The 24,098-nt window shown below is 65.5% G+C and carries 15 protein-coding genes; 1 reads left to right on the top strand and 14 read right to left on the bottom strand.

The features are described from left to right. Positions 1–200: 200 nt before the first annotated feature. From H681_RS08265 to H681_RS08210, 12 genes are all read right to left on the bottom strand, one after another. Positions 201–2,759 (bottom strand): TonB-dependent receptor, encoded by a 2,559-nt coding sequence (locus H681_RS08265; protein ID WP_015476399.1) that lies wholly within the window; start codon positions 2,757–2,759, stop codon positions 201–203. A gap of 236 nt (positions 2,760–2,995) precedes the next feature. Beyond that, on the bottom strand, positions 2,996–3,946 hold the full coding sequence (locus H681_RS08260; protein ID WP_015476398.1) for a FecR family protein: 951 nt from the start codon (positions 3,944–3,946) through the stop codon (positions 2,996–2,998). Continuing rightward, positions 3,943–4,470, bottom strand: a complete 528-nt coding sequence (locus tag H681_RS08255) for an RNA polymerase sigma factor (RefSeq protein WP_015476397.1) — start codon at positions 4,468–4,470, stop codon at positions 3,943–3,945. The genes H681_RS08260 and H681_RS08255 overlap by 4 nt, the downstream gene beginning before the upstream one ends. Before the next feature lie 186 nt (positions 4,471–4,656). After that, positions 4,657–5,616 carry a DMT family transporter gene (locus tag H681_RS08250; RefSeq protein WP_015476396.1) on the bottom strand — a complete coding sequence of 320 codons (960 nt, stop codon included), beginning with the start codon at positions 5,614–5,616 and terminating at the stop codon, positions 4,657–4,659. Between the two features lie 113 nt (positions 5,617–5,729). Further along, the gene (locus H681_RS08245; protein ID WP_015476395.1) at positions 5,730–6,149 is read right to left on the bottom strand and encodes an MAPEG family protein; all 420 of its coding nucleotides are present in this window, start codon (positions 6,147–6,149) and stop codon (positions 5,730–5,732) included. Between the two features lie 329 nt (positions 6,150–6,478). After that, on the bottom strand, positions 6,479–6,694 hold the full coding sequence (locus H681_RS08240; RefSeq protein ID WP_015476394.1) for a TOBE domain-containing protein: 216 nt from the start codon (positions 6,692–6,694) through the stop codon (positions 6,479–6,481). A gap of 39 nt (positions 6,695–6,733) precedes the next feature. Continuing rightward, positions 6,734–7,546: an aliphatic sulfonates ABC transporter ATP-binding protein gene (ssuB, locus tag H681_RS08235; RefSeq protein WP_015476393.1), complete on the bottom strand. Its 813-nt coding sequence runs from the start codon at positions 7,544–7,546 to the stop codon at positions 6,734–6,736. After that, the gene (ssuC, locus tag H681_RS08230) at positions 7,543–8,337 is read right to left on the bottom strand and encodes an aliphatic sulfonate ABC transporter permease SsuC (RefSeq protein ID WP_015476392.1); all 795 of its coding nucleotides are present in this window, start codon (positions 8,335–8,337) and stop codon (positions 7,543–7,545) included. Before ssuC ends, ssuB begins: the two co-directional genes overlap by 4 nt. Positions 8,338–8,466: 129 nt before the next feature. Next, positions 8,467–9,612, bottom strand: a complete 1,146-nt coding sequence (gene ssuD, locus H681_RS08225) for an FMNH2-dependent alkanesulfonate monooxygenase (protein WP_015476391.1) — start codon at positions 9,610–9,612, stop codon at positions 8,467–8,469. A 159-nt stretch (positions 9,613–9,771) separates the two neighbouring features. After that, positions 9,772–10,728 (bottom strand): sulfonate ABC transporter substrate-binding protein, encoded by a 957-nt coding sequence (locus tag H681_RS08220; protein WP_015476390.1) that lies wholly within the window; start codon positions 10,726–10,728, stop codon positions 9,772–9,774. A 135-nt stretch (positions 10,729–10,863) separates the two neighbouring features. Further along, a complete protein-coding gene (gene ssuE / locus H681_RS08215; protein ID WP_015476389.1) occupies positions 10,864–11,457 on the bottom strand; it encodes an NADPH-dependent FMN reductase in 594 nt (197 codons plus the stop codon). Positions 11,458–11,944: 487 nt separating this feature from the next. Continuing rightward, the gene (locus H681_RS08210; protein ID WP_015476388.1) at positions 11,945–12,583 is read right to left on the bottom strand and encodes a peroxiredoxin; all 639 of its coding nucleotides are present in this window, start codon (positions 12,581–12,583) and stop codon (positions 11,945–11,947) included. A 280-nt stretch (positions 12,584–12,863) separates the two neighbouring features. Here H681_RS08210 and H681_RS08205 point away from each other — a divergent pair, with 280 nt between their 5' ends. Then, on the top strand, positions 12,864–13,073 hold the full coding sequence (locus H681_RS08205; protein ID WP_015476387.1) for a DUF6316 family protein: 210 nt from the start codon (positions 12,864–12,866) through the stop codon (positions 13,071–13,073). 244 nt (positions 13,074–13,317) lie between these two features. Here the strand turns inward: H681_RS08205 and H681_RS08200 are convergent, their stop codons facing one another. Together H681_RS08200 and H681_RS08195 are read right to left on the bottom strand one after the other, a co-directional pair. Continuing rightward, on the bottom strand, positions 13,318–14,502 hold the full coding sequence (locus tag H681_RS08200) for a thiolase family protein (protein WP_015476386.1): 1,185 nt from the start codon (positions 14,500–14,502) through the stop codon (positions 13,318–13,320). A gap of 180 nt (positions 14,503–14,682) precedes the next feature. Continuing rightward, positions 14,683–23,823, bottom strand: coding sequence for a retention module-containing protein (locus tag H681_RS08195; RefSeq protein ID WP_162140827.1), 9,141 nt, complete (start codon positions 23,821–23,823; stop codon positions 14,683–14,685). Between the last annotated feature and the right edge of the window lie 275 nt (positions 23,824–24,098).

The raw sequence follows: 24,098 nt of genomic DNA, 5'->3' as shown, positions 1-24,098 counted from the left end.
CGCTGATCCCCTGATCAGCATCCCGCTCGACAATACCTCGCTGAACCCGGCGCGCAACCTGGGCGAGGCGATCTTCGCCGACCCGCTGTTCATGAAGCAGCTGTGGCTGTTGCGGGTCGCCCCGCCGGTGAGCAGGGTGATCGGCGCGCTGACGGCCTTGCGCAAACGGGCGCGCCGGGGCGCCCGTTTGCGCTCATCGTTCAGAAGTACTGGGTGATGCTGAGCTTGGCGTTGCGGCCCTGGCTGTAGACACTGTCGCCGGACAGCGCTGGCTGGTAGCTGCGGTTGAACAGGTTGTCGACGGTGAAGTTCAGCTCGGTGTCTTCCAGCCCGAGACGGCGCGGCTTCCAACTGGCGAACAGGCGCTGGGTATCGTAGCTGTCGTTGGCCTGCTGGTCCCAGTAGCGGTCGCCGAGCAGGGTGCCCATGCCGCCGGAATACTTGTCGCTGGGCAGGCGGTCGGTCTTGCGCACGAACTCGCCCTGCCAGCCGATCTGGGCGTCCCACGCCGGGATCTTGCTGCCCAGGGTCGCGACCCACTTGGCCGGCGGCACGTCGCGCGCCCACACGTTCGGGCCCCACGGGTTGCTGTAGGCGCCATCGTGCTTGCCGCTCACCCAGGAGTAGGACAGCCCGCCGAACAGCCAGGGGCTGTCGTAGAAGCTCTCGATCTCGAAGCCCTGGTAGGTGACGCCCGGCAGGTTGCGGTAGTTGCCCAGCGGCATGTACTGGCGGCAACTACCGGAGACCGTGCCGTTGCTGGCCGACTGTTCCGCGCAGGCCACGCTGCGGGTGCGGAAGATTTCGTCCTTGACCTTGTTCTGGAACAGCGTGGTGCGAACCTGCAGGTTGTCGCCGTTGATGAACAGGTCCGGCAGGTTGACCACGCTGCCGAAGCGCAGTGCGTGGATGCGCTCCGGATCGAGGTCGCGACTGGTGCCGGTGATGCTGCCCAGGCCCTGCACTTCGTACTGCTCGTCCAGCACCGGTGCGCGCCAGGTGCGTGTGTAGTCGGCGAACAGGGCCAGGCGCTCGGTGGCGGTCCAGAACAGCGACAGGCGCGGCGACCAGCCGGTGTAGGTCTGCGCCCGGTAGTCATGGCCAAGCACCTGGTTGTCGTAGATCGGCGCGAGGTTGTGGTCGCCGTTGTTGCGTACTCGGTCGAAGCGCAGCGACGGGGTCACGGTCAGCCGGCCCCAGGTCAGCGCGTCCTGCACGTAGGCGCTCCGGGTATCCTGGCGGCCACTGGGCATGAAGGCCGGCTGGAAGGTGCCGTAGTTGTATTTCGGCTTGTCGTAGGTCTTGCCGGGGATGTACATCAGGCTGTCGCGGTCGTGCCGGTGCAACTGGGTGCCGACGGTGACGGCATGCTGCAGCGGACCGGTATCGAACAGGCTGGTGTTGCGCAGCTCGAAGACCTTGTCCTGGTATTCGGTGCGGGTCCTCTGGCCGCCGGTGGCGATCTGTACGAAGGCGTCCTTCTCACGCTCGTCGGTCTGATCCACGTCGGATTCCGAGTAGCTCACCATCAGGTCGACCAGCGGGTTGTCGACGGGGTGGAAGTTGTACTTGGCGGACCAGGTCGTGTCGGTGGTGTCGCGCTGGGCGAGGAAGCGCTTGAGCGCGCCTTCGTAGCCGTACTTGTCGATGTTGGTCTGGCTCGGCGGCGTCGGGTAGCTGGCCGAGGAGAACGGCGTCCAGCGGCTGGTCTCGGAGCGGCTGTAGGACAGGCCGAGGTCGTGGTTCTCATCGGGGTGCAGGTTGAGCTTGAACAGCCCGGCGTCGAGGTCCTGGGCGCTATTGGGCAGGCGCTTGGGGTTGACCGGGTACTGGCCGTTCGGATCGGGGATATGCCCGGCGAGCTTGATGTCGCGGCCGTCGCGGGCGTTGAGGTAGACCAGTGCGTCGACCTTGTGGTCGTCGCTGCGGCCGTAGAGCGCGCCGCTGTAGATCTTCTGCTGGTCGTTGGAGTGGTAGCCGTACTTGAGCATAGCGCCGACGTTCTGGTCATCCCGCAGCAGGTCCGGCGCATCCTTGGTCTCCATGTGCACGGTGCCGCCGAAACCACCGTTGCCGTTGAACACCGAATGCGGGCCCTTCTCCACCTCGATGCGCTTGATCAGTTCCGGCTCGATGAACACGGTGCCTTGCTGGTAGCGCTCGAAGCCGCTCTTGGGCGCGCCGTCGAGGGTGAACGGCACGTCTTCGGCGTCGCCGAACCCCCAGATGTTGACGGTCTGCCCGCCCGGCTTGGGCGAGCCGCCCATGCTCACGCCGGGTAGCGTATCGAGCAGGCTGGGAATGTTGTCGGCCTGGATACGCTCGATGTCCTTGCGGGTCAGGGTCGAGCGGCCGACGCTGGCGGCATCCACCGACTGCCCGGTACCGACGATGGTCTGCGAGTCCAGTTCGATGGCGTTGTCGTTGAAGCTGTCCACCTTGCCGCGGCGACGTACCACGAAGCCGTCGCCGACCTCCACCAGTTCCAGCGAGGAGCCCGAGAGCAGCCGTTCGAGTGCCGCGCGCACGCTGTAGAGCCCGCTCAGTGCCGGAGCCTGCTGCCCCTCCAACTGAGCGGCGTCGTACAGCACCTGCACGCCGGCCTGATGCGACAGGCTGCCGATGGAAGCGCTCAGCGATTGCGCCGGCAGGTCGATCTGCCAGTCGGCGGCGCGGCCGTACTCGGCCACCATCAGGCTGCCGAGCAGAACGGCGCAGCCCAGCGGGCGGGCGAACGGGAAGTTGAAACGAGACTGCATGAAGACCCTCCCCAGGGACGAAAAGCACTGCGTGTTTCGCAGCGAACGACGGGGAAGACCCTCATTCGAGAAAAATCCTCACCTGCAAATAAAAATATTTCTCAAAAAAGATTCACAGCTGTGCCGTTCGAGCTCTTTGTAGGAGTGGACTCCGTCCGCGATGCGCAACCGGCCAGCTCAGAGCTGCCGGGAGTCTGCCCCTACGCAATGGGCCAGCACCCGCAGGAACGGGAAAGTCAGCGCGGCAGGATGACCGCGCTGCCGTCGGCCTTGCGTTGCACGCGCACATCCAGCAGTACCGGCAGGGCGGAGAGGAAGTCGTCCGGGCGGGCCAGGCGCACGTTGCCGGAGACGGGTTTCTGCGCGAGGCGCTCGTCACCCAGGCGAATGGGAGCGGCACGGTATTGCGACAGTTCGTCCACCAGCGTACCGAGCGGCTGGTTACGGAAGGCGAGCATGCCGTCGCGCCATGCTGCGATGGAGGCGATAGGCACACGGTCCACCCGTGCCACCCCTACCCCGCTCGGCAACCGGGCGCGGTCGCCCGCAGTCAGCATCTGCTCGCCCGGCGCATCGCGCTGCGCCTGCAACGCCACCTTGCCGTGGCGCACGGCGACGGTCAGCACGCCGCTCTCGCGACGTACGTCGAAGCCGGTACCGAGTACGCGCACCCGGCTGTCACCGACGGTCACGCGGAAGGGTCGGTCGGCATCGTGAACCACTTCGAAATAGGCTTCTCCACGCAGCAGCTGCACATCTCGGAAGCCATCGGAGAAGTCCAGCCGCAGCGCCGAATCCGCCGCCAGGAACACCCGCGTGCCATCGACCAGCGTCACCTCGCGCTGCTCGCCCGGCGCGGTGGATTGCACCTGCTGCGGATCGGCCAGCCGCCCGCCGCTGAAATCGTTGGCCAGCAGCAATGCCGCGCAGAACACGCTGGCGGCGGCGAATCCGCGCCAGGGCAGACTGGAACGGCGTCGCGGAGCGATGGTGGGCCGGTACACCTGGTCGAGATCACTCCACAGCTGCTCGATTTCGCGGTACGCCGATTCATGTGCAGGGTCTTCCGCCAGCCAGTCGACGAAGGCCTGGCGCTCGCGGGCGTCACAGGCATCCGAACGCATGTGGCTGAACCACTTGGCGGCCAGCTCGTCGATCACCCGCTGGCGTTCCTGTCGCGGCGTCATGCCTCGCCCTCCCCTTGTACGTGCCGCTTGCAATGCAGCAAGGCACTGGCGACATGCTTCTCCACCATGCTCAGGGAAATCCCCATTCGTCGGGCCACCTCGGGCTGCGAGAGGCCCTCGAACTTGTGCAGGACGAACGCCTCGCGGCGACGCGGCGGCAATGAGTCCAGCGCTTCGGAAAGCCGGCGCAGGTAGCGCTGCCGCTCGAGCTGAACCACCGGTTCGCCTCCTTCGGCAGCCGGACGCAGGTCTGCCTCGCCGCCCAGCTCCGGTTCGCCGACCTCCGCGGCCTTGTGCTGGCGACGCCAGTGATCGCGCAGGAGATTGCGCGCGACCTGGAAGAGAAACGCGCGCGGCTGTTCGACGTCATGCCGCGAAGATGACTTCAGCCATTGGGCGAAGGCATCCTGGGCCAGGTCGGCAGCATCGGCCGAGCCGTTCAGTTGACGGCGCAGGAAGCGCAGGAGTTCGCCGTGGAACGAACGATAGACCTGCGACACCGAGCGCGAGAAACGCTCATCCATCGACGCACGCTCCCCGCCATAGCCACCCGCTTACCCTGCACACCACCACATCGCCCCCTGGATCGATGCGTCGGCGCATCGGCAAATCTCCAATCACACAAATGATAATACATATCATTTGCAAAAATGAAGCTGATTCGCCAGACAGTAAAAGGCCGCCCCGACGGCGGCCCTTTCACAGTGGCTTCAGACATCCGCCAGGCGCTGGCGGCGGGCCCGGTAACTGCGCAGCAGCGAAGGCGCCAGGGCGGTCAACGCCGAGCCGCCCACCACCAGCAACGCGCCGACGTAGGCCAGGCCGTTGAGGTTTTCCGGGTGCACGTAGTCGGGCCACCACGAAGCGGCCAGTGCCACCGAGGCAAAGGTCACCAGCGGCGTGATGGCCAGCGTGGCGCTGACGCGGGAGGCCTCCCAGTGCGCCAGCGCCTCGGCAAAGGCGCCATAGGCGACCAGGGTGTTCAGGCAACAGGCCAGCAGCAGCCAGCCCTGCAACGGGCTCAGTTGCAACGCCTCCAGCGGATACGCCCAGGGCGTGAGCAGCGCGGCGCAGCCGAGGTAGATCACCATCATCACCTGCACCGACGTCCACTGCGTCAGCAACTGCTTCTGCGCCAGGCCGTAGGCGGTCCAGACGAACGCGGCGAACACCACGATCAGCACGCCGGTGGTGTAGTCGCCCAGCGAGCCGAACAGTTCCGCCAGGCGCTGGTTGAAGAACAGCCCGAAGCCGGTCAGCAGCACCGCCAGCCCGAGGCCCTGGCCGACGCTGAAACTCTCCTTGAACACCAGCAGACTGCCCAGCAGCAGGAGGATCGGTGCGATCTGGATCACCAGTTGCGTGGTCCCCGGCGTGAGCATGCGCAGGCCGATCAGGTAGAACACGTAGTTGCCGGTCAGTCCGAGAATGGCCGCCAGCACCAGACCCGCACCGCGCCGGCCGATGGGGCGAAATGCCGGCAACTGGCGGGTCAGCGTCAGGTAGACGAGCAGCACGCCACCGGAGACCACCAGGCGAAACCAGGTCACGGTGACCGGGTCCATGACCTTCAGGACTTCCTTGAGCTTGATCGGCAGGATGCCCCAGAGCACGGCGGTGATCAGGGCAAGAAACAGGCCGAATTGCCAGCGGCCGGATGAAACATGCATGGGAGCCTCGACGGATGTGCGGTTCGCCATGCTAAGTCATGGCGGTATCACGCCATAGGAACAGTTGCGCCACGCAACTGTTCCGGTCGTCCGGCGGCAGGTGCGAGTCGCCCCTAGACCAGGCTGGCCAGGCGCAGCAGCCACCAGATCAGGATCAGCAACTGGACGAAGAAGGCGGCGAAACGAATCCACACCGCCAGCGCCGAGGTGCTGATCAGGTGCACCGCCGACTGCGCGATGCGCGCGGCCAGCAGGATCGGGGCCAGGGGATCGGTCAGCAGGGTCTGGCCGGTGGCCATCGCGTAGAGCAGCACTGCGGCGAACAGCGGCACATTCTCCACGCAGTTGGCGTGGGCCCGCACCAGGCGCTGGCCGAAGGCGCCGGGGGTATTGCTGCCATCGGCAGCGAAGGCGTTGACCTTCATGCGGCCGGACATCACCAGCAGCCCGCGCTGGTTGACCAGCAGCAGGATCAGCAGCACGCTCCAGGCGACCAGGCCGAGCAGGGCGAAGGCGGAGGGACTCAGGGACATGCGGGACTCCATTCTCTTGTTGGTTTGAGCGGAGTCTAGGGGAAGTAGAGTAATTGCTCTAGTCGTATGAAGGTGGGGTATTGGTAGGAGCGGACTCCGTCCGCGATGTGCCACCAGCCAGCTCGGAGCTGCCGGAAATCGATCGCGGACGGAGTCCGCTCCTACACACGCCGAGTGTGGAGTAGCCGCCCCCATTGTAGGAGCGAGCTTGCTCGCGAACAGAGTTCCAGGCCATTCGGTGCCGGGCGGTTCGCGAGCAAGCTCGCTCCTACGCAAAGCAAGAACGGGCAGCCCGTCGCCGGAGTGCCCGCCCTCCTCTCTTGCCCGCATCACAGCTTGGCGATGGACACCTCGGTGGATTTCACGAAGGCGATCACCTCGCTGCCGATGGTGAGTTCCAGTTCGCGTACGGAACGGGTGGTGATCACCGAGGTGACGATGCCGGCGGCGGTCTGCACGTCGATTTCCGACAGCACATCGCCTTCGACGATTTCCTTGATGGTGCCTTTGAACTGGTTGCGGACGTTGATGGCTTTGATGGTCATGGCGTAGCTCCTTGGGAGAATGAGGTTTTCACTGATGGATCAAAGCGCCCAGCGCAATTGCGTGGGCAGTGGGGATACGGGTTCCGGCTCGGGCGGCTGGGCCGGCAGCGACAGCACGCGCTCGAGTACTTCGGCTTCCAGTGCGGCCAGGCGCGCCGAGCCACGGGCGCGGGGCCGGTGCAGGTCGACGTCGAGATCCAGGCCGATCTCGCCGTCCTCGATGAGGATCACCCGGTCGGCGATGGCCACCGCCTCGCTGACGTCGTGGGTCACCAGCAGCACGGTGAATCCATGTTGCTGCCAGAGGCGTTCGATCAACTGCTGCATCTCGATACGGGTCAGGGCATCCAGCGCACCGAGCGGTTCGTCGAGCAGCAGCAGGCGCGGCCGGTGGATCAGGGCGCGAGCCAGGGCCACGCGCTGTTTCTGTCCACCGGACAAACCCGCCGGCCACTCGTTGGCGCGGTCGGCCAGGCCGACTGCCTCCAGCGCTTCCAGCGCCTGGCCGCGCCAGTCGCCGTCGAGGCCCAGGCCAACGTTGTCGATCACCCGCTTCCACGGCAGCAGGCGCGAGTCCTGGAACATCAGGCGCGTGCCCTCGCGGGCGCTTTCCAGCGGCGCCGAGCCAGCCAGCAACCGGCCTTCGCTGGCGTCGTCGAGCCCGGCCAGCAGGCGCAGCAGGGTGCTCTTGCCGCAGCCGCTGCGGCCGACGATGGCGACGAACTGGCCGGCGGGAATGCGCAGGTCGATGCCTTTGAGCACCTCGCGCTCGCCGAAGCGCTTGGCCACGCCCTCCACCGCCAGGGGGATGCCCGGCTTGAGCTGTTGCGGCAAGGGATTCAGGGCATTCATGCGGCACCTGCCTTGGCCTGGTAGGCCGGGTGCCAGCGCAGCCAGATGCGTTCCAGGCCACGGGCGGCAAGGTCGGCGAGCTTGCCGAGCACGGCGTAGAGCAGGATCGCCAGTACCACCACGTCGGTTTGCAGGAACTCCCGGGCATTCATCGCCAGGTAGCCGATGCCGGCGTTGGCAGAGATAGTCTCGGCGACGATCAGGGTCAGCCACATGAAGCCCAGGGCGAAGCGCACGCCGACCAGGATCGACGGCAGCGCGCCGGGCAGGATCACCTGGCGGAACAGCGCGAAACCGGACAGGCCGTAGCTGCGCGCCATTTCCAGCAGGCCCGGGTCGATGTTGCGGATGCCGTGGTAGGTGTTCAGGTAGATGGGGAACAGGGTGCCGAGGGCGACCAGGAAGATCTTCGCCGACTCGTCGATGCCGAACCACAGGATCACCAGCGGGATCAGCGCCAGGTGCGGCACGTTGCGGATCATCTGCACCGAGCTGTCGAGGAAGCGCTCGCCCCACTTCGACAGGCCGGTGATCAGACCCAGGGCGAGACCGATGACACCGCCGATGACGAAACCGACGGCGGCACGCCAGGTGCTGATCGCCAGGTGTTGCCAGAGCTCGCCGCTGACCACCAGGTGGTAGCCGGCTGCGGCCACCGCGCTGGGCGCGGGCAGGATGCGGCTGGACAGCCAGCCGAACTCCACCGCCAGCTGCCAGATGAGCACGAGGCCCACCGGCAGAGCCCAGGGCGCGAGGCGCTGGGCGAATGTATTCACATGTTTGTTTACCATTGCTCGATTCCTTCGCAGGAGCAACTGTCTTCGTTCCGCTGCGAGGTCTGTTCGCGAGCAAGCTCGCTCCTACAAGGCAAGGCCGCCCCCCGTAGGAGCGAGCTTGCTCGCGAACCCCGCTCCTACATGTCAGCTCGCCGCCGCCTTGGGCAGGATGTCGTTGGCCACCATTTCGCCGAACGGGCTGACGTAGCCGCGCGCCTGCGGTTGCTGTGGACGGGCGAGGTCCAGGTGTGGGAAGAGCAGTTCGGCGACCCGGTAGGATTCTTCCAGGTGCGGGTAGCCGGAGAAGACGAAGGTATCGATACCCAGCTCCGCGTATTCCTTCACACGGGCCGCCACGGTCGGGCCATCGCCCACCAGCGCGGTGCCGGCGCCGCCACGCACCAGGCCGACACCGGCCCAGAGGTTGGGGCTGACTTCCAGGTTGTCCCTGTTGCCGCCGTGCAGCGCGGCCATGCGTTGCTGGCCGACGGAGTCGAAGCGCGCCAGCGAAGCCTGGGCGCGGGCGATGGTGTCGTCGTCCAGATGGGAGATCAGGCAGTCGGCGGCCTGCCAGGCTTCCTCGTTGGTCTCGCGGACGATCACATGCAGGCGGATACCGAAGCGCACGCTGCGGCCCTGCCTGGCGGCCTTCTCGCGGACCTGGGCGATCTTCTCGGCGACAGCGGCCGGCGGCTCGCCCCAGGTCAGGTACAGCTCGACCTGCTCGGCGGCGAGGTCCTGGGCGGCATCGGAAGAGCCACCGAAATACAGCGGCGGACGCGGCTGCTGGATCGGCGGATAGAGCAGCTTGGCGCCCTTCACCTGCAGGTGCTTGCCGTCGTAGTCGACGGTCTCGCCTTCCAGCACGCGGCGCCAGATACGGGTGAACTCGACCGAGGCTTCGTAGCGCTCAGCGTGGCTCAGGTGCAGGCCGTCACCGGCCAGCTCGTCCGGATCGCCCCCGGTCACCAGGTTGAACAGCGCGCGCCCGCCGGAGAGCCGGTCGAGGGTCGCGGCCTGGCGGGCGGCCACGGTCGGGGAAATGATGCCCGGGCGCAGGGCGACCAGGAACTTCAGGCGCTGGGTCACCGGGATCAGCGAGGCGGCGACCAGCCAGGAGTCCTCGCAGGAGCGGCCGGTGGGGATCAGCACGCCGCCGAAGCCGAGGCGGTCGGCGGCCTGGGCGACCTGCTGCAGGTAGCCGTGGTCCACGGCACGGGCGCCTTCGGCGGTGCCCAGGTAGTGGCCGTCGCCGTGGGTGGGAAGGAACCAGAAGATGTTGAGACTCATCGCAATAACTCCAGATAAGCGCACCGGCGCGGCGTGGCCGCGCGATGATGGGATTGGTGTGTGTGTTGCTCTTCGTAGGAGCGAGCCTGCTCGCGAACGGATTCCCCGGTGGCTCTGGAGCCGGGCGGGTTCGCGAGCGAGCTCGCTCCTACAGGGGGATCACTGGGCGGTGGCGACCTTTGCCGGAGCCGTCCACACCACATCCTTGATGCTCAGCGCCTTGGGGATCAGCTTCAGTTGGGTAAAGGTGTCGGCGATTTTCTGTTGCGCGGCGGTGACTTGCGGGGTGATCGGCTGGGCGCCGTAGCCCTGGCGTTTCACCGCGGTCAGGGTGATGTCCGCCGGCAGGCCGAGCAGCGGCGCGACCTGGTCGGTCACCTGCTGCGGGTTCTGCTGCGACCACTCGCCCACCGAGCGCACTTCATCGATCAGGGTGGTGAGCACCTGCGGGTGCTGGTTCGCGTAGGGACGGGTGGCGAGGTAGAACTGGTGGTTGTCCACCAGGCCGGAGCCATCGACCAGAGTGCGCGCGGAGAGCTGCTGCTCGGCGGCGGCCTGGTACGGATCCCAGATCACCCAGGCATCCACGCTGCCGCGCTCGAAGGCGGCGCGGGCGTCGGCCGGCGGCAGGTAGACGGGCTGGATATCGGTGTATTTCAGGCCGGCCTTCTCCAGGGCGCGCACCAGCAGGTAGTGCACGTTGGAGCCCTTGTTCAGGGCGACCTTCTTGCCCTTGAGTTCGGCGACGGACTGGATCGGCGAATCCTTGGGCAGCAGGATCGCTTCGCTGGTCGGCGCCGGCGGTTCGTGGGCGACGTAGACCAGATCGGCGCCAGCGGCCTGGGCGAACACCGGCGGGGTTTCGCCGGTGACGCCGAAGTCGATGCTGCCGACGTTCAGGCCCTCCAGCAGCTGCGGGCCGCCGGGGAACTCGGTCCATTGCACCTTGACGCCCTGCTCGGCCAGGCGCTTTTCCAGCGTGCCGCGGGCCTTGAGCAGCACCAGGGTGCCGTATTTCTGGTAGCCGATACGCAGAGGTTCATCTGCCTGGGCGTTGTAGGACAGGGCTGCGATCAGCAGGGCCGCCAGTCCACTACGCAACGTGAGGGTCCGCATGGGGGGTGCTCCTTCGTCGAGTGTGCTTGCCGGACCTGCGCTCCCGTTATCGGGACGGTGAGGGCCTTGGGTTTTTTGACGCGGTGGGCGCCTGCCGGGTTGGGGCTTGGCGTTCGCCTGCGTTGGTGTTGTCGGTCAGATGCTCCAGCGGGCGTTGATCAGCCGTTCGTTGAGCAGATTCGGATCGATGGGCTTCGGGCGGCGCGCCAGGGCGCCGTGGAACTGTTCCAGGGAGTCCAGCAGGCGATGCAGCAAGGCCGGGGCGAGACGCGCCGGGGCGCTGCCGTCCGGGTACTGCACCTGGTTGTCCTCGGCAAACACGCCGTGCAGGGTCTCCTGGGCCTTGAGCGCGGCCAGAACCGGCTTGAGCGCGTAATCCACCGCCAGCATGTGGGCGGTGCTGCCGCCGGTGGCCAGGGGCAGCACCACCTTGTGCGCCAGCGCCCGCTCCGGCAGCAGGTCCAGCAGGACCTTCAGCGCGCCGGCGATGGACGCCTTGTACACCGGCGTTGCGATCACCAGGCCATCGGCGCGGGACACCTGCTCGATCAGCTCGACCACGCGCGGGCTGTCGAAGCGCGCATGCAGCAGGTCCTCGGCCGGGAAGTCGCGCACCGCGTAGGAACGTACTTCCGTGCCACGCTCATGCAGCCAGTGCCGCGCGATGTCCAGCAGGACAGCGGAACGGGAACGCTGGCTGGGGCTGCCGGCAAGGGTGACCACATACATTTGCACAATTCCTTATAACTATCTTGTCGATATAATCACAGATACGCCAACTAATATGCATATACCTTAACAGCCCGCCACATATTCCAATAAATGTTATTTATTCATTTAGTTAGACCATTTGGTTTTATATGTAGGAGCGAACCTGCTCACGAATGCTGGCTGGCAGCCCCGGCATCAGGCGGTTCGCGAGCAAGCTCGCTCCTACAAGGGCCCCTCTTCCGCAACGGGAGAGGGCGGGATGAGGGGCTGATGCAGTTCGGTCAATGCAACGCTGCCGGGTGGAATGGCCCAGAGCCGTTCCCCTTGGCGTGCGGACTGACATCTTCTCCCCGTTTGGCGGGCCAGCCAGGGCAGATGAAGTACGAGCGGAAGAAAAAAGCGCGGCGTGGCCCGCGCGAGAACGATAAAAAAGTGGGCCGGCGGACCGGCCCTATTGCCCAGCTCGAGGTTCAACGCATGGAGGGGTCGGCGACGCGTCGACGCATCACTTGTTGGGTTGCGGGGTCAGGCGCAGGTAGGGCCTGACGGCGCGGTAGCCTTTGGGGAAGCGCTGCTTGATCTCATCCTCGTCCTTGAGCGAGGGCACGATCACCACCTCGTCGCCGTCCTGCCAGTTCCCCGGCGTGGCCACCTTGTGGTTGTCGGTCAACTGCAGCGAGTCGATCACCCGCAGGATCTCGTTGAAGTTGCGCCCGGTGCTCGCCGGGTAGGTGATGGTCAGGCGCACCTTCTTGTTCGGGTCGATGACGAACAGCGAGCGCACGGTCAGGGTGTCGTTGGCGTTCGGGTGGATCAGGTCGTACAGCTCCGACACTTTGCGATCCGCGTCGGCGATGATCGGGAAATTGACCACGGTGTTCTGGGTTTCGTTGATGTCATCGATCCACTTCACGTGGGAGTCCACCGGGTCGACCGAGAGGGCGATCACCTTGACGCCACGTTCGGCGAACTGGTCTTTCAGCTTGGCGGTCAGGCCAAGCTCGGTGGTGCACACCGGGGTGAAGTCGGCAGGGTGGGAGAACAGCACGCCCCAGCTGCCGCCCAGCCATTCATGGAAACGGATGCGGCCTTCACTGGATTCCTGTTCGAAGTCGGGGGCGATATCGCCAAGTCGCAAGCTCATGGGTCTCTCCTTGTTCGTGTTGAGGTCAACTATGCACAAGGTCTTTTTTCATTAAAAAGAATATATTTTGATTTTCTTATAACCAAAAATCATTCTTACGACCCTGTCCGGGCGGTATTCGCCGCCGGCACTTCAGCATAGTCAACGCCGTTCGAATCCTCCCCCGCCGGCCTGTTGCCCCCCTGGAGCGAAACCCTGCCGTTCGTCGAAAGCCCGGTGGCGCCTGGGCCCGCCGCATACACTCCTAGGTAATTGATCCTTATGTACGGGAGGTCACTTCATGGTTGGCCAACGGTCCGGCGATATCCAATCGGCAACCCACTACCGCAGCGACCGGATCAGTTCGGTCAATGGCCAGTATTTCTTCTCCACCCGGGAAGGGACGCTGGAGGGACCGTACTTCACCCGCTTCGATGCCGAACGCGAGGTGGCGAAGTACATCGCCCGCATGAAGCTGGCGTCTGGCCTGTACGCCCGCCTGGCGCGCTGAACGGTCGCACGCAACGGAGACTCCCGGGATCTTTGTCTTGGGGAAGCGCCGTTAGCGAGCCTGCGCGCGCCTGCCCGGCGCAAAGGGTTGTCCGACGATGCCAGGCGCCCGGCCAGCGGATGGCCGGCAGCGCAGAGTCCCACACCCGGAATGAAAAAGCCCCCGGCACTCGTGCCGGGGGCTTTTTCGTCGCGACGGCCCGCTTGCGTGGAGCGAGCCGGTGGAACGCGGTATCGGAGGGGGCTCAGCGCACCGCTTCGAACAGTCCCGTGGCGCCCATGCCACCGCCCACGCACATGGTGACGATGCCGTAGCGCAGGTTGCGGCGCTGCAGTTCGCGCACCAGGTGGCCGACCTGGCGCGAGCCGGTCATGCCGAAGGGGTGGCCGATGGAAATGGAGCCGCCATTGACGTTGTACTTCTCGTTGTCGATGCCCAGGCGGTCGCGGGCGTAGAGGCACTGGGAGGCGAAGGCTTCGTTGAGCTCCCAGAGGTCGATGTCGGCGACCGAGAGGCCCTTGGCCTTGAGCAGCTTGGGCACCGAGAACACCGGGCCGATACCCATCTCGTCCGGTTCGCAACCGGCGACGGTGAAGCCACGGAAGAAGGCCTTGGGTTTCAGGCCCAGTTCCAGGGCCTTTTCCAGGCTCATCACCAGGGTCATGGAGGCGCCGTCGGAGAGTTGCGAGGCGTTGCCGGCGGTGACCGAGCCGTCCTCGGCGAACACCGGCTTGAGGGCCTTCAGACCTTCGAGGGTGGTATCCGGGCGGTTGCAGTCATCGCGGTCGACCACGCCGTCGAGCACCTTCTTCTCGCCGGTGGCCTTGTCTTCCACCAGGTACTTCACGCTCATCGGCACGATTTCATCGTTGAACAGGCCCTCGGCCTGGGCGCGGGCGGTGCGCTGCTGGCTCTGCAGCGAGTACAGGTCCTGCTGCTCGCGGGTGACGTTGTAGCGGCGGGCGACGATCTCGGCGGTCTGGCCCATCGGGTAGTAGATGCCGGGGAACTCGGCCTCCAGGCGCGGGTTCACGAAGTTGTCGCGGTTCTGCTTGCCCGCCGTCATGGTGATCGACTCGACGCCGCCGGCCACCAGGATGTCGCTGCAACCGGAGGCGATCTGGTTGGCGGCGATGGCGATGGCCTGTAGGCCGGAGGAGCAGTAACGGTTGAGGGTCATGCCGGCGACCTGGATGCCCAGCTTCGACAGCACCGCGGCGTTGCGACCGATGTTGTGGCCCTGGGCGCCTTCGTTGGAGCCGGCGCCGACCACGCAGTCGTCCACCAGCAGCGGATCGAGGTTGTTGCGCGCCAGCAGCGCGTCGATGCAATGGGCGACCATGTCGTCCGGACGGGTCATGTTGAATTTGCCACGGAAGGACTTGGCCAGGCCGGTACGGACGCTGTCGACGATCACCACTTCACGCATGGGAAACCTCATTGCTTGTTGTTCGATGGAGAGGAAAGTGTGCCCCGAGCATAGGCGGCAGTGAGGACGCAGGGCGACGATCATTCACCAGCCGTATAGCCCTGCCCCCAGCCTCGTTGGGCGGGGCACGAACGAAACCGCCGCCCGGAGGCGGCGGTTTCGAGGGTGGGACAACGGCGATCAGACGGTGTCGGTCTTGATCACATGGTCGCCCAGCAGGCCGTTGAGCACCTGGTGGGTGTCCCCCGCCGAGAGCACGCCGTTGCCGACATGGCCCGCGTACTTGGCGGAGAGATCGACGTTGGCCAGGTCGATGGTCTGGGTGGCGGAACCGCCACTGGTTGGGCTGACGCCGATGCTGGTGGTGCCGGATGTGACCGAGAAGCTCAGGTACTGCGAGAGCGAGTCGGCGGTGGGCAGCGCGCCCTGCAGCAGGTCGGCCAGGTTCAGCGTGTCGCCCTCGGCGATGCTGAAGTCCTTGATCACGTCGTGGCCGGTATCGCCGGATTTCCAGATGAACTCGTCCGCGCCGGTACCGCCATACAGGATGTCGTCGCCCGGCCCTCCGATCAGCTTGTCGTTGCCGCCCTGGCCGAACATCAGGTCGTTGCCGGCGCCGCCTTCGAGGATGTCATTGCCGCCGCGGGTGTCACCGGCGACGTTGAACTGATCCGCGTGCTGGACGATGTAGTTGCTCAACTGCGCCACTGTCGGCGCGCTGCCATTGGTGGCTGTCAGGTAGTCCACCAGTGCCTGGAAGCCCTGGCCGTTGTGGGTTCCTGCGGCATGTCCGGCCCAGGACAACTGGTCGGTGTTGATCACATCGCCGAACAGGATGTCGTTGCCGGCCCCACCAACTAGATGGTCGTTGCCCACGGTGACCGGCGTGCTGGTGCTGAAGCCTTCCTGCAACGCCGCCTGCAGCTGTTCGGCGGTGTTGATGACCTGCGGCTGGCCCACCGAGTTGGTGATGTTCTGGCCATCCACGTTGATCGTGCCGCTGCCGGTGGTATCGGTGTTGTCGAAGAACTTCAGGTAGTTGCTGTTGATACCGTTGCCGATACCGATGGCGTTGACGTCCACCGCATTGGCGCCGGTGAGCGCGCCAGCGCCGTGGAGCATGTCGTGGCCAGAGCTCAGCGCGACGCTGATGTCATTGAAGTTGGTGGTGTCGCCACTGCCGTTGTAGCCGTTCCACACCGTGGGGTTACCGTCGGTGAGGAAGAACGCGAGGTTGACGTAGCCGTGGGCGGCGTCGGCGTGATTGACGCTGACCTGGGTGTTGAACCAGGCCGAGGCCTTCTGCATGGCATCGTCGTAGTTGGTCGCACCGTTGGCGCTGAGGGAGTTGATCGCGGCGATCAGCAGCGTCACGTTGGCCGTGGTCAGGCCATTGAAGCTGACGCTCTTGGCGCTGTCGGCGAAGGACACCAGGTTGACGTTGATGACCCCGTCATGCCCCTTGATGGTGTTGACCAGGTTGATCAGCGCGTTCTTCGCCAGGGCCATGCGTGACATGCCGCTGCCCGACGGGTCGACCATGCTGCCGGAGGTGTCGACGATCAGCGAGATGTTGTAGTTCTTGCCCGGCTGGGTATAGACCGACACACCACCCGGATCGCCGATCAGCACGTCGCTGCCGCCACCGCCGCTGATGGTCCCGGATTTGTCCACATCCTGCGGGTTGGGCAGGGTGTGCTGGGTGCTGGAGCCATCGTTGTCGCTGCTGTTGCTGCCCACCACCAGCAGGGGCTGGGGCGTACTCAGGTCCAGGCAGAGGTTGAGCGAAGTGCTGTCGCCATCGCCGTCGGTGATGCCCAGGTGGAAGTCCAGGTCCACGTCATCGGGCAGGACCGATTGGCCGGCGGAGACGCTGACCACGCGGTAGTCACCGCTGTTGCTGCTCAGCACGACGGTATTGAAGCCGCCCTCGGAGAGCTGGAAGGCCGAGCCACTGGTGAAGTGGCCATCGGTCAGCAGGTTGAAGGAGATCGAGCTGTTCTCCCCATAGCCGGCCGGCGGCGAGAAGGTGCCGGTCGCCAGTACCACACCGCCTTCGCCAAGCACTTTCCAGCTCAGCACATCGCTGGTGGAGAGTTTCTGCACATCGAAGCTGGCGTCGTAGATCTTCTCGCTGAAGGCGATGTTGAGATTCTCACCGGGGGTGATGAGGTTGTTGCCGCCCACGCCCATGCCGTTGTCGGACGGGTTCACATTGCCGTTGGGGCTGGTGAAGACCACCGACAGGCCATCGGACGTCAGGGTGATCGAAGGCCGCGGGCCGCCGGCGGAGACCTGGGTCAGGTCGTATTCCACCGTGGAGATCGGCCGCGAATTGAGCACCTCGAAGCTGTAGGTACCATCGGCGTCGACCTTGAGGACGAAGAAGGCCTCGTTGGAACCGTCATAGGCGGTCAGCTGCGAGCCGCCACCGGGCAGTTGGGTGACCACGTAGGTCAGGCCGTCCGGCGCGGTGTTGCCGCTCAGGTCGAATGCACCGAGCCCGTCGCCGCCGAAGCTGACGTCGAGCGTGCCGTTGAGCACGAAGCCCTGCACGTCGGAGACGTCCTGGCACGGCGGCTCGCTGTGCACCACCGGCAGGTCGTCCTGCACGTTGATCACCAGCGAACCGCTGCCCAGGCTGACCGGATCGCCGTCTCCATCGGTGGCCTTGATCAGTCCACCGAGGTTGAGCGAAAGCTGCTCCGCGTCACTGCCATTGTGCAGCGGATGGTCCAGCGGACCAGAGAGCTTGAACTCGTAGTTGCCCGCCGCATCCAGCGACAGGGTGAAGATGGTCTGGGTACCGGCCGTAGCAGTCAGCAGGTTGCCGACCACGCTATAGGCAAGCGCCAAGCCTCCGGAGGTCAGGTGCTGCGAGGTCAGCGAGGAGTAGTCGCCGGTCAGCGAGAAGGCACCGGGGCCGTCCGCGCCGAAGTTCACCAGGCCGGAGAGCGAGCCCTTGGCCACAGTGGTATCGCCGGCGCCGTCGGGGTTGCCGTGGGGCAGTGCATCCTCCATCACTTGGCCGGTCACGCTGCCATTGGCGACAAGCACCGGGCCGTCGTCGTTGAACACCAGCTTGCCGCCCAGATCAATGCTGGCCGATTTCTGGTCGCCGTCGCCATCAGTGATGGTCGCCACCAGGGATATCTTGTCGCCCAGCAGGCTGACCGAGTCGTTGGGGGTGGTGGTGTCAACGTGCCTGAGCGCCAGTTGCTGGTCGAGCTTCAGCTCGCCGGTGGTGGCATTCAGCGTCACGCTGAAGGCGGTCGCGCCATTGATGTCGCCGACCCGCCCTTCGACCTGGGTGGCGCTGACCCGCACCAGCACGATGTCGGTGCCGTCGGTGGTCTGCAGTCCGCTGGGGGCTCCGGTGGTGGCGGTCAGGCTGTAGCTCACGCTGCCGCCGTCGGCGCCGGTGGTGGCGCTGAAGGCGCCGCTGAAGTTGGCGGTGGCGTCGGTGGCCAGCGCCGTTTCATCCACCGTCAGCGTCGGCGCTTTGCCGACATCGGCGCTGATGCTCGGGGCATCGTCGTGGAATACCAGTTTGCTGCCCAGGTCGATGGAGGCGCTCTGGCTGTCACCGTCCTTGTCGGTGATGGTGCCGATCAGGCTGATCTTGCCGCTGGCGATGCTCAGCGTTTCATCGTCGTTGCTGCTGTCAGGATGGATGAACGCCATGCGCTGATCGAGGGTCAGCGCCCCCCCATCGAGACGAACCACGAAGGCGATGGCGCCGCTGCCTTCGACCTTGCCGACCACGCCATTGCCGTCGTTGAACAGCAGGATGCGCGCGCCGCTGGCGGTTTCGCGCAGGCCGCTGTCGGTACCGTCCACGGTGGTGACCTTATAGGTGATCGAGCCGGCCCCGTCAGCGCCGAAGTCCGCGGTGAACAGGTTGGCCACCAGGGGCGCTTCGACGCGCGCGTCGCTGGCGAGGTTGGACTCGTCCACTTCCAGGCGGATATCGGCGTCGGTGCACGGCTCGATGTGCGGGCCGTCGTCGAGGAAGGTCAGCTTGCTGCCCAGGTCCACGCTGGCCGACTCGTGGTCGCCGTCGCCATCGGTGATGGTCGCGGTGAGGGCGATCTTGCCGGTACCGATACCCAGCGGATCATTGGCATCGGTGGTCACCGGATGCACCAGCGCGCGTTGCTGATCGAGGGTGATTGCGCCGTTGTTGACGGTCACGCTGAACGCCACCTGACCGCTGCCGTCCACGCGGCCTTCGACGCCGTTGGCGGTGTTGAAGAGGAAGATCTTGTTACCGGTAGCAGTGTCCTTCAGGCCGCTGTCGGTGCCGTCGGTGGTGGTGATCTTGTAGGTGATCGCGCCGGCACCGTCATTGCCGAAGTGGCTGGTGAACAGCGCCGCGACGTCGTTCGCCGAAGCCTTGTCGTCGACCGCCAGTTTCGTCTCATCCACCGTCAGGCGGATATCCGCGTCGGTGCACGGTTCGATGTGCGGGCCATCGTCGTAGAACACCATCTTGCTACCCAGGTCGACCTGGGCCGAGGCCTTGTCGCCGTCGCCATCGACGATCGTGGCGGTGAGGGTGATCTTGCCGCTGTCCAGGCGCAACGGATCATCGGAGTCGCTGGTGTCAGGGTGCTTGAGCGCCAGGCGCTGGTCGAGCATGAGCGCGCCGTTGTCCTCGCTGACCACGAAGGCGACCGCACCACTGCCCTGTACGCGGCCTTCCACGGTGCCGTTGACGTTGTAAAGCAGAATGGCATCGCCCTGAGTGGTCTTCAGGCCACTGTCAGTTCCATCCACAGTGCTGACCTTGTAGGTGATGCCACCAGCGCCGTCGGCGCCGAAGTGCGACTCGAACAGCAGCGAAACCAGGCTGGACTCGACGCGTGCGTCGTTGTCGAGGTTGGACTCGTCCACTTCCAGGCTGATGTCGTAGATGCTCGACGGGGCGATGCTGGGGCCGTCGTCGAGGAAGGTCAGGCTGCTGCCCAGATCGATATGGGCGCTGGCGCTATCGCCATCCTTGTCGGTAATGGTGGCGGTGAGGGTGACCTGGCCGCTCAGGCTTAGTGCATCATCGGCATCGCTGGTATCCGGATGCACCATCGCGCGCAGCTGTTCCAGGGTGACCTTGCCGTCGCCATCCACGGATACGCGGAAGGCCACGGTATCGGTGCCCTGCAGGCGGCCTTCGATGCCGTTGGCAGTGTTGTACAGATAGACCTTCTGCCCGGTCTCGGTGTCCTTGAACCCGCTGTCGCTATTGTCGGCCCCAGCCAGTTTGTAGGTAATGGAACCGGCGCCATCGGCACCGAAGTGGGTGGTGAACAGGTCGGCCACCGAAGCGCTGCTGGTGTCGGGCACGCCGAGGTGGGTCTCGTCCACGGTCAGCTTGATGTCCGCATCGTTGCAGGGCTCGATGCTCGGGCCATCGTCGAGGAAGGTCAGCTTGCCGCTCAGGTCGATGTGGGCCTGGGCGCTGTCGCCGTCCTTGTCGGTGATGGTCGCGGTGAGGGTCACACTGCCCGTGGCGAGGCTGACGCCTTCGTTATTGTCGCCAGGAGTCGGGTGCACGACAGCGCGCACCTGGTCGAGGGTGATCTTGCCATCCTGCCCCAGGGTCACGCGGAAGGCGACGGTGCCGTCTTCCCCACCCACGCGACCCTCCACACCGCTGGCGGTGTTGAACAGGAATATCTTGCTGCCGGTCGCCGTGTCCTTCAGGCCGCTGTCGGTGTTGTCGTTGGTCTCGACCTTGTAGGTGATCGCGCCCGCGCCGTCGTTGCCGAAGTGCGCGGTGAACAGGTCGGACACCGTGGCGGAACTGGTGGCATCGACGTTCAGGTGGGTCTCATCCACCGTCAGCTTGATGTCCACGTCCTCGCACGGCGCGATGCTCGGACCGTCGTCGAGGAAGGTCAGCTTGCTGCCCAGGTCGATTTTCGCCGAGGAGCTGTCGCCGTCCTTGTCGGTGATGGTGGCGGTCAGGGTCAGGGTGTTCGCATCGAGGCTGACCCCTTCGTTGTTGTCACCCGGAGTCGGATGCACGACGGCGCGCACCTGGTCGAGGGTGATCTTGCCGTCCTGGCCCAGGGTCACGCGGAAGGCGACCGCGCCGTTCTCGCCACCGACCCGGCCTTCTACACCGCTGGCGGTGTTGAACAGGAAGATCTGGTCACCGCTGGCCGTGTCCTTCAGGCCGCTATCGGTGTTGTCCTCGGTCTCGATCTTGTAGGTGATCTGCCCCGGACCATCGGCACCGAAGTGCGCGGTGAACAGGTCGGAAACACTGGCAGTGCTGGTGGCATCCAGGTTCAGGGTGGATTCATCCACGCTCAGTTGGAGGTCATGAGCGGTGTTCGGCGTGATGCTCGGACCATCGTCGAGGAAGGTCAGCTTGCCGCCCAGGTCGATCGAGGTGGTCGCGCTGTCGCCGTCCTTGTCGGTGATGATCGCGCTGAGGGCGATCTTGCCGGCCAGGTTCAGCGAATCATTGGGATCACTGGTGTCGGAATGCACCAGCGCGCGCAGTTGCTCCAGGGTGACCTTGCCGTCCGGCCCGAGGGTCACGCGGAAGGCAGTTTCGCCGCTGGTTTCCAGGCGCCCTTCCACTCCATTGGCGGTGTTGAAGAGGATTACCCGCTGGCCACTGGCGATATCGGTCAGGCCGCTGTCAGTGTTGTTGGCGGCTTCGATCTTGTAGGTGATCGACCCTTCGCCATCGGCGCCGAACTGGCCGTTGAACAGCTCGGCCACCGAGCCAGTGCTGGTTGCCGGTTGGCCCAGGGTGGTTTCGTCCACGCTCAGGTGCAGGTCGCCGCCTTCGATGGGCGCGATGCGCGGGCCGTCGTCGAGGAAGGTCAGCTTGCTGCCCAGGTCGAGCCCGGCGCTCTGATGGTCGCCATCGGCGTCGGTCACGGTAGCGGTCAGGCTGATCTTGCCGGCACCCAGGCTCAGCGGATCATTGGAGTCGGTGTTGTCGAGGTGCACCAGCGCACGGACCTGGTCCAGGGTGATCTTGCCGTCCTGCCCGAGGGTCACGCGGAAGGCGACTTCGCCATTCACGCCCCCCACGCGGCCTTCAACGCCGCTGGCGGTGTTGAACAGGAATATCTGGCTGCCAGTGGCGGTGTCTTTCAGGCCGCTGTCGGTGTTGTCCTGGGTCTCGACCTTGTAGGTGACCGAGCCGGCACCGTCAGCACCGAACTGGGCGTTGAACAGATCGGCCACCGAACCGGTGCTGGTGGCGTTCTGACCGAGGTCGGACTCGTCCACCGTCAGGTGCAGGCCTTCGGTGCTACCCACAGAAATGCTCGGGCCGTCGTCGAGGAAGGTCAGCTTGCTGCCCAGGTCGAGCCCGGCGCTCTGATGGTCGCCATCGGCGTCGGTCACGGTGGCGGTCAGGCTGATCTTGCCGGCACCGATGCTGAGCGGGTCGTTGGAGTCGGTGTTGTCCGGGTGCATCAGGGCACGGACCTGGTCGAGGGTGATCTTGCCGTCCTGCCCGAGGGTCACACGGAACGCAACTTCACCGTTCACGCCGCCCACGCGGCCTTCCACGCCGCTGGCGGTGTTGAACAGGAAGATCTGGCTGCCGGTGGCGGTGTCTTTCAGGCCGCTGTCGGTGTTGTCCTGGGTCTCGACCTTGTAGGTGATCGAGCCGGCGCCGTCCGCGCCGAACTGCGCATTGAACAGGTCGCCTGCCGCCACGCTGCTGGTGGCGTCGGTCCCCAGGGCGGACTCGTCCACCGTCAGGTGCAGGTCTTCGGTGTTGCCCACGGCAATGCTCGGACCGTCGTCGGTGAAGCTGACACGACCGCCGAGGTCCAGCGAGCTGCTGGAGGAAACGCTGTCGCCATCACGGTCGGTTACCGTCAGGTTGCCCTGCAGTTGCACCAGGCCGGAATCGAGCACGGCATTCTGGCTGGCGTAGTTGCCGTCGCTGCCCGGCAGCCCGTGGTCCACGGCGCTGAACTGGGTCAGGGTGACCACACCGATATCGCCGTTCACCGACAGGCTGAAGATGGTGTTCTCGCCGGTGATGCCAGCGGCGCTGGCGGAGGTGGAAGCGACGATGGCGCCGCCCACGCTGTACAGGTAGATGGTCGCGCCGCCGCTGGTCAGGCCCGAGTCGCTGCCGTTGCCGCTCACCAGGTTCAGGTTGTAGCTGAGCTGGGTGGTGCCGGCACCGTCGCCGCCATAGTTGGCCGTCACCTGGAAGGCCGAGCTGTAATCAGCGGTGGAGGTGTCGAAGGCAGCGCCAGCGGTGTTGGCGTCATGGGTCTGCAGCAGCACGTCCACGCCAATGTCGGCGGACAGGCTGGCCTGCGGCGCATCGTCAACGATGCCCACGGTCAGCGTGCCGTTGGCCGGGGTGCCGTTGCCGTCGGTGATGGTGTAGGGGATATCGAAGTTCAGGGTGTCTTCGGAACCCTTGACCGGGTGATCCACCGGCTGCAGCAGGGTGACCTCGAAGGCACCGGTGTTGATATCGGTGAGAGTCACGGTGAAGACCGGCGTGCCATTGGCGCTGCCGGTAAGCACATGACCATCGGGGCTGACGCTATAGGTGATGGCGACGCCACCGGAGGTCAGGCTGGGCAGCCCTGCGGTGCCCCAGGAGAAGCTGCCAACGCCATCTGGCCCGAAGCTGTAGCCCAGGGTGCCGGAGTGGGTCGCCCCCTCCCCCACACCATCGGGAATACCACCGGGCAGGCCGGCCTCGAACACATTGGCGCCACCAGGGCCACTGGGGCCGGCGCTCGGCACGCCATCTGGCGGGACCACGGGCGGTTCGGCCTCGAGGCGTACATCCGGGGTGCCGTCGAACTCACGCAGGGGCAAGGGCCCGGAGCCGATGGGCCCGGTCGGGAAGCCGATGGTCGGGTCGATATGCCCGCCCACTTCGGTCAGCAGCACGAAGGAGTGTCCGCCGCCGGGCTTGCCGCTGGAGGCGCTGCCGGCGCTCGGGCCGGCGGCCGTGGCTTCGGCCGCCTGGGTCGGGTCCACGCCGGCGGCGATCGCGGCTTGCAGGGCCTTCACATCCGTGACGTCCTGCTGGCTCGGCGCTACCGGCTGCTGGGCAACGGATTGCTGGTCGCCACCGTCCGACTGGTGGGCGGCAGCCTGCAGTTGCGCGGTCATCGGCAGAGAGCTGTCGCGCCCGAGCACGATTTCGCCTCCACCGGCAACCTGCAGCGCCACCGAGCCATTGGCGCCAGTGACCAGCTGTTCGCCAACGAACACCTTGTCTCCCTGGCCCAAAGGACGACGCGATCCATCGGCGGCTACCGCAAACACTTCGCCGACCACTTTACTGACGACACCCATCAACGTAGCCATGAGTCCTTCCTCCGCTCCACTGCCAACACCGGTTCCACCGGCACGCAGGTATCCGAAACAGGCCAAGGCACGCATGTATTCGGATGTTGCGAAGAAAGTTGCGAAGGGTGCGAAAAGGACTGGTAGCGCTTCAGCATCAAAAAGCCAGCGACAATTTTTTGTCATTCTGACGACGCTTTTTCTTGTCCTTCTGCCGTAGTCCCCGCCCTAACTGCTACAAACCGTACCTGGCTTCGTTTGCAAGCGCCGTCACCGCCCATACCCAGGAAATACCG

This window comes from Pseudomonas sp. ATCC 13867 (assembly GCF_000349845.1).
Lineage (GTDB): Bacteria > Pseudomonadota > Gammaproteobacteria > Pseudomonadales > Pseudomonadaceae > Pseudomonas.
Note: the sequence above shows the minus strand (reverse complement) of the source record. Positions and strands in the feature narration are given on the sequence as shown.